The following is a 9,411-nucleotide window of genomic DNA, read 5'->3' as shown; positions in this document are numbered from 1 at the left end:
CGTCCGTTCAAGTAAATAAATAGTATTTCGACACACACCGCCTTCGCTGCAAGCCAGCTCCTACAGGTATTGCGCAAGTCCTCAGTTCCGAGCCAATCCCAATCACCCCTCCTGATACCCCATCATTCATCCTCTCCCCATACCGCCCTTGGTTAACAAAACATAACGTGGCGTCGATTGTCAGACCTTTCCAAACCCCGATAGGATAAGCCAGCTTCCGAAGGGGCTCTGGATTGCGGGTTTCAGGACTATGCTCCAGAACATGCAATCGCGATGCACCCCTTACGGCGCCCAGAAAGGTTGAACGACCTAACAATAATAATGGGGGAAGGTCTATGAGTGAGCCTGTCATGGGTGTGGGTATCTGCCGCCCGCCGGCACTGCGCAAATTTGCGTTGCTGGCTACAGCGCTCTCGCTGTTGGGCTGTGCCGTGCTGTCGGCACCAGTGCTGGCCGCTGCGGCACCAGCGTCCGATGTGGTTTATTCCGTTGAATCCGCCAAGGCCAGCAAAAGCCTGATGCTCGACGTCGTGCACGCCGGCAATCGCCTGGTGGCCGTCGGGGATCGCGGGCATATCCTGTATTCCGATGACCAGGGCACGACCTGGACCCAGGCCAAGGTGCCCACCCGGCAACTGTTGACCTCGGTATTTTTCGTCGACGACAAACACGGCTGGGCCGTTGGCCATGACGCGCAGATCCTCGCCAGCGAAGATGGCGGCGTCACCTGGACCAAACAGTTCGAAGACCTCAAACGCGAATCGCCGCTGCTCGATGTCTGGTTCCAGGACGTCGACAGCGGCTTTGCCGTGGGAGCCTACGGTGCCTTGATGGCAACCACCGACGGCGGCCAGCACTGGGAAGACGTCAGCGACCGCCTGGACAATGAAGACCAGTTCCACCTCAACGCCATCGCAGCGGTCAAGGATGCCGGGCTGTTCATCGTCGGCGAGCAGGGCAGCATGTTCCGCTCTGCCGATGGTGGCCAGACCTGGGAGAAGCTGGAAGGCCCCTATGAAGGCTCGTTGTTCGGGGTGATCGGTACCGCTCAGGCCAACACCCTGCTGGCCTACGGGTTGCGGGGCAATCTGTATCGTTCCACGGATTTCGGCGGCACCTGGGAACAGGTCGAGTTGCAGGCTGCGCGTGGCGCGCTCGAGTTCGGCCTGTCCGGCGCCACATTGCTCGACGACGGCTCCATCGTGATCGTCGGCAACGGCGGTTCGGTGATCCGCAGCAACGACAACGGCGAAACCTTCAGCGTGTTCAATCGCCCGGATCGCATTTCCGTTTCGGCCGTCACCGCGGCGGGCAACGGCAATCTGATTCTGGCAGGACAGGGCGGCGTACGTATCACCTCGCCAACCGGCGCCGGCGCAGAGAATGGCAAAAACGGGTCGTCCAAATGAGCCGGGCACATAATAAGAAGGCGGGTCTATGACATCCTTGAGCAGTCATCATCAGGACAAGGCGACGTTTCTCGAGCGCCTGATTTTCAACAACCGCCCGGCAGTGATCTTCATCTGCCTGCTGGTCAGTGTGTTCCTGTTCTGGCAGGCCACGCTGATCCGGCCGTCCACCAGTTTTGAAAAAATGATCCCGCTCGATCATCCGTTCATTCAAAAGATGATGGAGCACCGCAACGACCTGGCAAACCTGGGCAACACCGTGCGGATCTCGGTGGAAGCCACCGATGGCGACATCTTCTCCAAGGAGTACATGGAGACCCTGCGTCAGATCAACGACGAGGTGTTCTACATTTCCGGCGTCGACCGGTCCGGCCTCAAGTCGCTGTGGAGTCCGAGCGTGCGCTGGACCGAAGTGACGGAGGAGGGGTTCGCCGGGGGTGAAGTGATTCCCCAGAGCTACAACGGTTCCCAGCAAAGCCTCGACCTGCTGCGCAACAACGTGCTCAAGTCCGGGCAGGTCGGGCGCCTGGTGGCCAACGACTTCAAGTCGAGCATTGTCGACATCCCGCTGCTGGAGTCCTACCCGGACCCGCAGGACCAGGGCACGCTCCTGGCCCTGGACTACCGCAAGTTCTCCCACGAGCTGGAAGAAAAGATCCGCGACAAGTTCGAAGCCCAGAACCCCAACGTGCAGATCCACATCGTCGGTTTTGCCAAGAAAGTCGGGGACCTGATCGATGGCCTGGTCATGGTGGTGATGTTCTTCGGCGTGGCCTTCGTCATCACCCTGATCCTGCTCTACTGGTTCACCAACTGCATGCGCAGCACCGTGGCGGTGTTGAGTACGACGCTGGTGGCCGTGGTCTGGCAGCTCGGCCTGATGCACTTCTTCGGCTTCGGGCTGGACCCGTACTCGATGCTGGTGCCGTTCCTGATCTTTCGCCATCGGTATTTCCCACGGCGTGCAGAAGATCAACGGCATCGCCTTGCAGTCCAGTGAAGCGGACAACGCCCTGACTGCTGCGCGGCGCACCTTCCGCCAGCTGTTCTTGCCGGGGATGATTGCGATCCTCGCGGATGCGGTGGGTTTCATTACGCTGCTGATCATCGATATCGGCGTGATCCGTGAACTGGCGATCGGCGCGTCCATCGGTGTCGCGGTGATCGTGTTCACCAACCTGATCCTGCTGCCGGTGGCAATTTCCTATGTCGGGATCAGCAAACGCGCGGTCGAACGCAGCAAGAAAGACGCGCATCGCGAACACCCGTTCTGGCGCCTGCTGTCGAACTTCGCCAGCCCGAAAGTCGCCCCAGTGTCGATTGTCCTGGCATTGATCGCCTTCGGTGGCGGCCTCTGGTACAGCCAGAACCTGAAAATCGGCGACCTCGACCAGGGTGCACCGGAACTGCGTCCGGACTCGCGCTATAACCAGGACAACAACTTCATCATCAGCAACTACTCCACCAGTTCCGACGTGTTGGTGGTGATGGTCAAGACCAAGTCCGAAGGCTGCTCGCGCTACGAAGCCATGGCGCCGATCGACGAGTTGATGTGGAAGATGCAGAACACCGAGGGCGTGCAGTCGGCGATCTCGCTGGTCACCGTGTCCAAGCAGATGATCAAGGGCATGAACGAGGGCAACCTGAAATGGGAAACCCTGTCGCGCAATCCGGACGTGCTGAACAACTCAATCGCCCGTGCTGACGGCCTGTACAACAACAGTTGCTCCCTGGCGCCGGTGCTCGTATTCCTCAATGATCACAAGGCCGAAACCCTGGATCGCGCAGTACATGCGGTGCAGGAGTTCGCCAAGGAGAACAACAGGGACGGGCTGGAGTTCATCCTCGCTGCCGGTAATGCCGGGATCGAGGCCGCCACCAACGAGGTGATCAAGGAGTCCGAGCTGACCATCCTGATCCTCGTCTACATCTGCGTCGCGACCATGTGCATGATCACCTTCCGTTCCTGGGCGGCGACCTTGTGCATCGTGCTGCCGCTGGTGCTGACCTCGGTACTCGGTAACGCGCTGATGGCGTTCATGGGCATCGGCGTGAAGGTCGCGACCTTGCCGGTGGTGGCTTTGGGCGTGGGGATTGGCGTGGACTACGGCATCTATATCTACAGCCGCCTGGAAAGCTTCCTGCGTGCCGGTTTGCCGTTGCAGGAGGCGTACTACCAGACGCTGAAGTCCACCGGTAAAGCGGTACTGTTCACCGGCCTGTGCCTGGCCATCGGCGTGTGCACCTGGATCTTTTCGGCCATCAAGTTCCAGGCCGATATGGGGCTGATGCTGACCTTCATGCTGCTGTGGAACATGTTCGGCGCGCTGTGGCTGCTGCCGGCGCTGGCGCGGTTCCTGATCAAGCCGGAAAAGCTGGCGGGGCAGAAGGGCAATTCGTTGTTTGCTCACTGATTCCTGGCCGCAACAGAAAAAGCCGCAACTCAGGTTGCGGCTTTTTCATATCTGAAGATTCACACCACCCCTGTAGGCGTTGGCTTGCCGGCGAAGACGTCCGCTCAGGCGATAAATGTGGTGACTGGCCGGCCGCTTTCGCTGCGGTGCGGCGATCCGTCAAGCCCGCTCCTAGAGGGGATTATGCGGGATCGCTGCCCAACACCACATTCAACGCACTGCGCGCATCATCCAGCTGCACCAGCGTCGCATGCCGCGCGCCCAGCGCATCACGATTCTCGATCGCGGTAAGGATCGCTTTGTGTCGCGGCAGCGCCAACTCATGCAGATTGGGGCGTTGGTTGGAGTGCTTCAACGCTTCGGCAATGGCTACCGATAGCATGTTGCACAGGTTCGCCAGTAAATCGTTGTGCGTTGCATCGGCGATTCGGCTGTGGAAGTCCAGGTCCGGTTGCAACAAGGCTTCGGGAGTCGGTGCGGTTTCCATGCGTTGGTAGGCTTCGCCGATGGCGGCGATGTCTTCGTCCGTGGCGTGCTGCGCAGCGAGGGCGGCGGCGGCCGGTTCGATGATGCTGCGCACACTGGTCAGCAGATCGAAGAATTGATTTTGCGGACTGCTTTGCATCAACCAGTGCAACACGTCCGGGTCGAGCATGTGCCATTCCTTGCGCGGCTTGACCACCGTGCCGACCCGCGGCCGGGAATACACCAGGCCCTTGGCAACCAGCACACGCGTGGCTTCACGCAGCACCGGCCGGCTGACGGCGTACTCTTCGCACAACAGGGCTTCGGCGGGCAGTTTGTCGTCTGGCTGGAAGCGTCCCGAGACGATCTGTATGCCCAGTTCCTGGACGATGCGCGAGTGCATGCTTTTGCGGTCGGAGGGTTTGCGGTAATCCATAGGGAACGACGCGATCCTGAGCGATGGAGGTGCGGCGCATGATAACAGGCGAGGCGCAATCTTCAGGCGGGCGCAAATCAAATAATGTGGGAGCGGGCTTGCTCGCTCCCACAGGGGATTGATGCAATTAGTGAGAGTGGCGCGGGACTTCGGAACCGCGGCAACCGACCAGGAAGTCGAAATCGCAGCCCTGGTCCGCCTGCAGCACATGGTCAATGTACAGCTGACGATAGCCGCCCACGATCAATTGCTGCGGCGGTTGCAGATCGGCCATGCGCGCTGCCAGCTCGGCGTCCGGGATGTCCAGGTGCAGACGGCCGTTGGCGCAATCAAGCTCGATCCAGTCACCTTCCTTCACCGTTGCCAAAGGCCCGCCGGCCGCCGCTTCCGGTGCCACGTGCAAAACCACGGTGCCGTACGCCGTGCCGCTCATGCGCGCATCGGAAATACGCACCATGTCGGTCACCCCCTGGGCCAGCAACTTGGCCGGCAAGCCCATGTTGCCGACTTCGGCCATGCCCGGATAACCCTTCGGCCCACAGTTTTTCATCACCAGAATCGAGTTGGCATCGACGTCCAGTTCCGAATCTTGATCCGCGCCTTGTACATGTCGAAGTTCTCGAACACCACCGCACGGCCGCGATGTTGCATCAGTTCGGCGCTGGCGGCGGACGGTTTGAGCACCGCACCCAGTGGTGCCAGGTTGCCGCGCAACACACAGATGCCGCCGTCGGCGCGGATCGGATTGTCGAGGGTGCGGATGACTTCGTCCTGGCCGTAGATCGGCGCGTCCTTGGTATTCTCGCCGAGGGTCTTGCCGTTGACGGTCAAGGCGTTCGGATGCGGAATAAGGTTGGCTTCGCCGAGGCGGCGCAGTACCGCTGGCAAGCCACCGGCGTAGTAGAACTCTTCCATCAGGAAGCGTCCGGACGGTTGCAGGTCGACGATGGTTGGCATGCCGCGACCGATGCGGGTCCAGTCATCCAGATCCAGTGCTACGCCGATGCGCCCGGCAATCGCCTTCAGGTGGATCACCGCATTGGTCGAACCGCCGATGGCCGCGTTCACGCGAATGGCGTTTTCGAACGCTTCCTTGGTCAGGATCTTCGACAGTCGCAAATCTTCGCGCACCATCTCCACTGCGCGCATGCCGGACATATGCGCCAGCACATAACGACGTGCATCGACGGCCGGAATCGCCGCGTTGTGGGGCAGGGAAGTGCCCAGCGCTTCCGCCATGCAAGCCATGGTCGAGGCCGTGCCCATGGTGTTGCAAGTGCCCGCCGAGCGGGACATGCCGCCCTCGGCCGCGAGGAAATCGTCAATGGTGATGGTGCCGGCTTTTACCTGCTCGCTGAGCTGCCAAACCACAGTGCCCGAGCCAATGTCCTGACCCTTGTGCTTGCCATTGAGCATCGGCCCGCCAGTGACGACGATCGCCGGCACGTCGCAACTGGCCGCGCCCATCAGCAGAGCCGGGGTGGTCTTGTCGCAACCGGTCAGCAGCACTACGCCATCGATCGGGTTACCGCGAATCGCTTCTTCCACATCCATGCTCGCCAGGTTGCGGGTGAGCATGGCGGTGGGACGCAGGTTCGATTCACCGTTGGAGAACACCGGAAACTCCACCGGGAAGCCCCCGGCTTCGATCACCCCGCGCTTGACGTGCTCCGCAATCTGGCGGAAGTGCGCGTTGCACGGGGTCAGTTCCGACCAGGTGTTGCAGATGCCGATGATCGGCTTGCCGTGGAACTGGTGGTCGGCGATGCCCTGATTCTTCATCCAGCTGCGGTACATGAAGCCGTTCTTGTCGGCGGTGCCAAACCATTGGGCGGAGCGCAGGGTGGGTTGCTTATCAGACATAATTGATTCTCTTATTGTATGACTATAATGCTGCAGTTGGCGCTTAACATAAGCCCAAATTGCTCTGTTTGGAAGTGTTGTTGGTTAAATAGTATTACTATATAGTCGCTTCCAACGGAGGGATGGCCCTGGCGGTTTTCCGCGAGAGGCGTCCCCCGAGGTTCTATAACAACAATCGGAGACCGATCTCATGAGCCAGGAACTGCGGCTTATTCGTCGCATCACACTGAAACTAATTCCCTTCCTGATCCTGCTGTACCTGATCGCCTATGTGGATCGTTCCGCCGTAGGCTTCGCCAAACTGCACATGGGCGCCGATCTCGGCATCGGTGACGCCGCCTACGGTCTGGGTGCCGGGCTGTTCTTCATTGGTTACTTCCTGCTGGAAATCCCCAGCAACCTGATGCTCGAACGCTTCGGTGCGCGGCGCTGGTTTGCGCGAATCATGATCACCTGGGGCGCCATCACCATCGGCATGGCCTTCGTCCAGGGGCCGCACAGCTTCTATGTGATGCGCTTCCTGCTCGGCGCGGCCGAAGCCGGATTCTTCCCGGGCGTTCTCTACTACATCACCCAATGGTTCCCGGTTCGCCATCGCGGCAAGATCCTCGGGTTGTTCATCCTGTCCCAACCCATCGCCATGTTGATCACCGGCCCGGTATCCGGCGGCTTGCTCGGCATGGACGGCATCCTGGGTCTGCACGGCTGGCAGTGGCTGTTCATCGTCATCGGCACGCCGGCGATCCTGTTGACCTGGCCGGTGCTGCGTTGGTTGCCCGATGGCCCCAAGCACGTGAAATGGATGGATCAGGCCGAGAAGGACTGGCTGACCGGCGAACTGCAAAAGGATCTTGAGGAGTACGGCCAGACCCGCCACGGCAATCCGCTGCATGCGCTGAAGGACAAACGCGTGTTGCTGCTGGCGCTGTTTTATCTGCCGGTGACGCTGAGCATCTATGGCTTGGGTTTGTGGCTGCCGACCTTGATCAAGCAATTTGGCGGCACCGATCTGGTGACTGGTTTCGTGTCGTCGGTGCCCTACATCTTCGGGATCATCGGTTTGCTGATCATTCCGCGCAGTTCCGATCGCTTGAATGATCGCTATGGTCACCTGGCCGTGCTTTACGTGTTGGGCGCCATCGGTCTGTTCCTCAGCGCCTGGCTGATGGTGCCGTTGCTGCAACTGGGCGCGTTGTGCCTGGTGGCATTCGCGCTGTTTTCCTGCACGGCGGTGTTCTGGACGTTGCCGGGTCGTTTCTTCGCTGGCGCCAGCGCGGCGGCCGGGATCGCCTTGATCAATTCGGTAGGCAACCTGGGTGGCTACATCGGGCCGTTCGTGATCGGTGCGCTGAAGGAATACACCGGGAATCTCGCGTCGGGGTTGTACTTCCTGTCCGGTGTGATGGTGTTCGGGCTAATCCTGACCGGCGTGGTCTATCGCGTGCTGGAGCGCAAGCAAGCGTTGCCGGCTGACCAGTTTGCGGCCAGTGCCCGGGGGGCGAGCCGTACTTGACGCACGCACCCCTATCACAGACCTGATACGGACCTGTAGGAGCTGGCTTGCCAGCGAAAGCGGTGTGTCAGTCGACATTTATATTGGATGTGCCGCCGTCTTCGCTGGCAAGCCAGCTCCTACAGAGGGTGCGTTGAATTGCAGTTTTGTTTACAGGAGAAAAACCATGCGTTTGGTTCAGTTCGAATTGAGTAACGGCGAGCGCCGCGTTGGCGTAGTCGAAGACGATCGGGTGCGCGAAGTGCAGGACGCGCGCACGGTTCGCGACCTGGCTTTGGCAGCGATCGAGGCGGGCGTCAACCTGGAGCAACAGGTGAAAACCCAGGGCCTGGGCATCAGCCATGACTACGCGCAGCTGTTGGCCACGCTGCGTATCCTACCGCCTCTGGACCATCCAGACCCGGCGCACATGCTGGTCAGCGGCACCGGCCTGACCCATCTGGGCAGTGCCTCGGCGCGGGACAAGATGCATCAGCAGGCCGGTGACGAAGCTGCGATGACCGACACCATGCGCATCTTCAAGTGGGGCGTGGAGGGCGGTAAACCGGTGGCGGGGCAGGCCGGTGTGCAACCGGAATGGTTCTACAAGGGCGACGGCAGTATTGTCGTGCGTCCGGGCCAACCGTTCCCGCTGCCACCCTTTGCCGAAGATGCCGGTGAAGAGCCAGAGCTCGGTGGCCTGTACGTCATCGGCCAGGATGGCAAACCCTGGCGCCTGGGTTTTGCGGTCGGCAACGAGTTTTCCGATCACGTGATGGAGCGCAAGAACTACCTGTACCTGGCCCATTCAAAGTTGCGCAGTTGCAGTTATGGCCCGGAGCTTCGGGTCGGTGAACTACCTCAACACCTGGCAGGCACCAGCCGCATCCTGCGCGACGGCGAGGTGCTGTGGCAGGACGAGTTTCTCAGCGGCGAAGCCAACATGTGCCATAGCCTGGAAAACCTCGAGTACCACCATTTCAAATACAGCCAGTTCCTGCGTCCGGGGGATGTGCACATTCACTTCTTCGGCACCGCGACCCTGTCTTTCGCCGATGGCATTCGCACCCGACCGGGTGACGTGTTCGAGATCAGCCAGGCCGAGTTCGGCGCGCCGTTGATCAACGGCATCGAACCCGTCGAAGCGGCGTTCGAACCCGGCACCGTTGGCACCCTTTGAGGATATCTACATGAACCGGATTATTGGCCACAACTACATCGGCGGGCAGCGCAGCGCTGCCGGCACTGTCATCGTCAAAAGCCTCGACGCCCGCACCGGCGAAGCTTGCCCCACGATTTCCACCAGGCCACCCTGGCAGAAGTCGACGCCGC

4 protein-coding genes and 2 pseudogenes are annotated in these 9,411 nt (G+C 60.5%); 4 read left to right on the top strand and 2 right to left on the bottom strand.

Going from position 1 to position 9,411, the window contains the following annotated elements:
- The first annotated feature begins 335 nt into the window (after positions 1–335).
- Together BZ163_RS01085 and BZ163_RS01080 are read left to right on the top strand one after the other, a co-directional pair.
- On the top strand, positions 336–1,409 hold the full coding sequence (locus BZ163_RS01085; protein ID WP_128869456.1) for a YCF48-related protein: 1,074 nt from the start codon (positions 336–338) through the stop codon (positions 1,407–1,409).
- A 28-nt stretch (positions 1,410–1,437) separates the two neighbouring features.
- Positions 1,438–3,823 (top strand): annotated as a pseudogene (locus BZ163_RS01080) (RND family transporter).
- Between the two features lie 181 nt (positions 3,824–4,004).
- On the opposite strand, the gene BZ163_RS01075 reads toward BZ163_RS01080, so the two are convergent.
- Complete coding sequence (locus BZ163_RS01075; protein ID WP_128869455.1) at positions 4,005–4,724, bottom strand: FadR/GntR family transcriptional regulator; 720 nt, start codon at positions 4,722–4,724, stop codon at positions 4,005–4,007.
- Positions 4,725–4,851: 127 nt separating this feature from the next.
- A pseudogene (locus BZ163_RS01070) lies at positions 4,852–6,587 on the bottom strand (IlvD/Edd family dehydratase).
- Between the two features lie 190 nt (positions 6,588–6,777).
- Between BZ163_RS01070 and BZ163_RS01065 the strand changes: the two are divergent.
- Together BZ163_RS01065 and araD1 are read left to right on the top strand one after the other, a co-directional pair.
- Positions 6,778–8,100, top strand: coding sequence for an MFS transporter (locus BZ163_RS01065; protein WP_128869454.1), 1,323 nt, complete (start codon positions 6,778–6,780; stop codon positions 8,098–8,100).
- 166 nt (positions 8,101–8,266) lie between these two features.
- On the top strand, positions 8,267–9,259 hold the full coding sequence (gene araD1 / locus BZ163_RS01055; RefSeq protein ID WP_128869453.1) for an AraD1 family protein: 993 nt from the start codon (positions 8,267–8,269) through the stop codon (positions 9,257–9,259).
- Positions 9,260–9,411 lie beyond the last annotated feature (152 nt).

The organism is Pseudomonas sp. VI4.1, from assembly GCF_002029345.1.
In the GTDB taxonomy this organism is placed as follows: domain Bacteria; phylum Pseudomonadota; class Gammaproteobacteria; order Pseudomonadales; family Pseudomonadaceae; genus Aquipseudomonas.
This window is presented reverse-complemented; position numbering and strand designations above follow the sequence as displayed.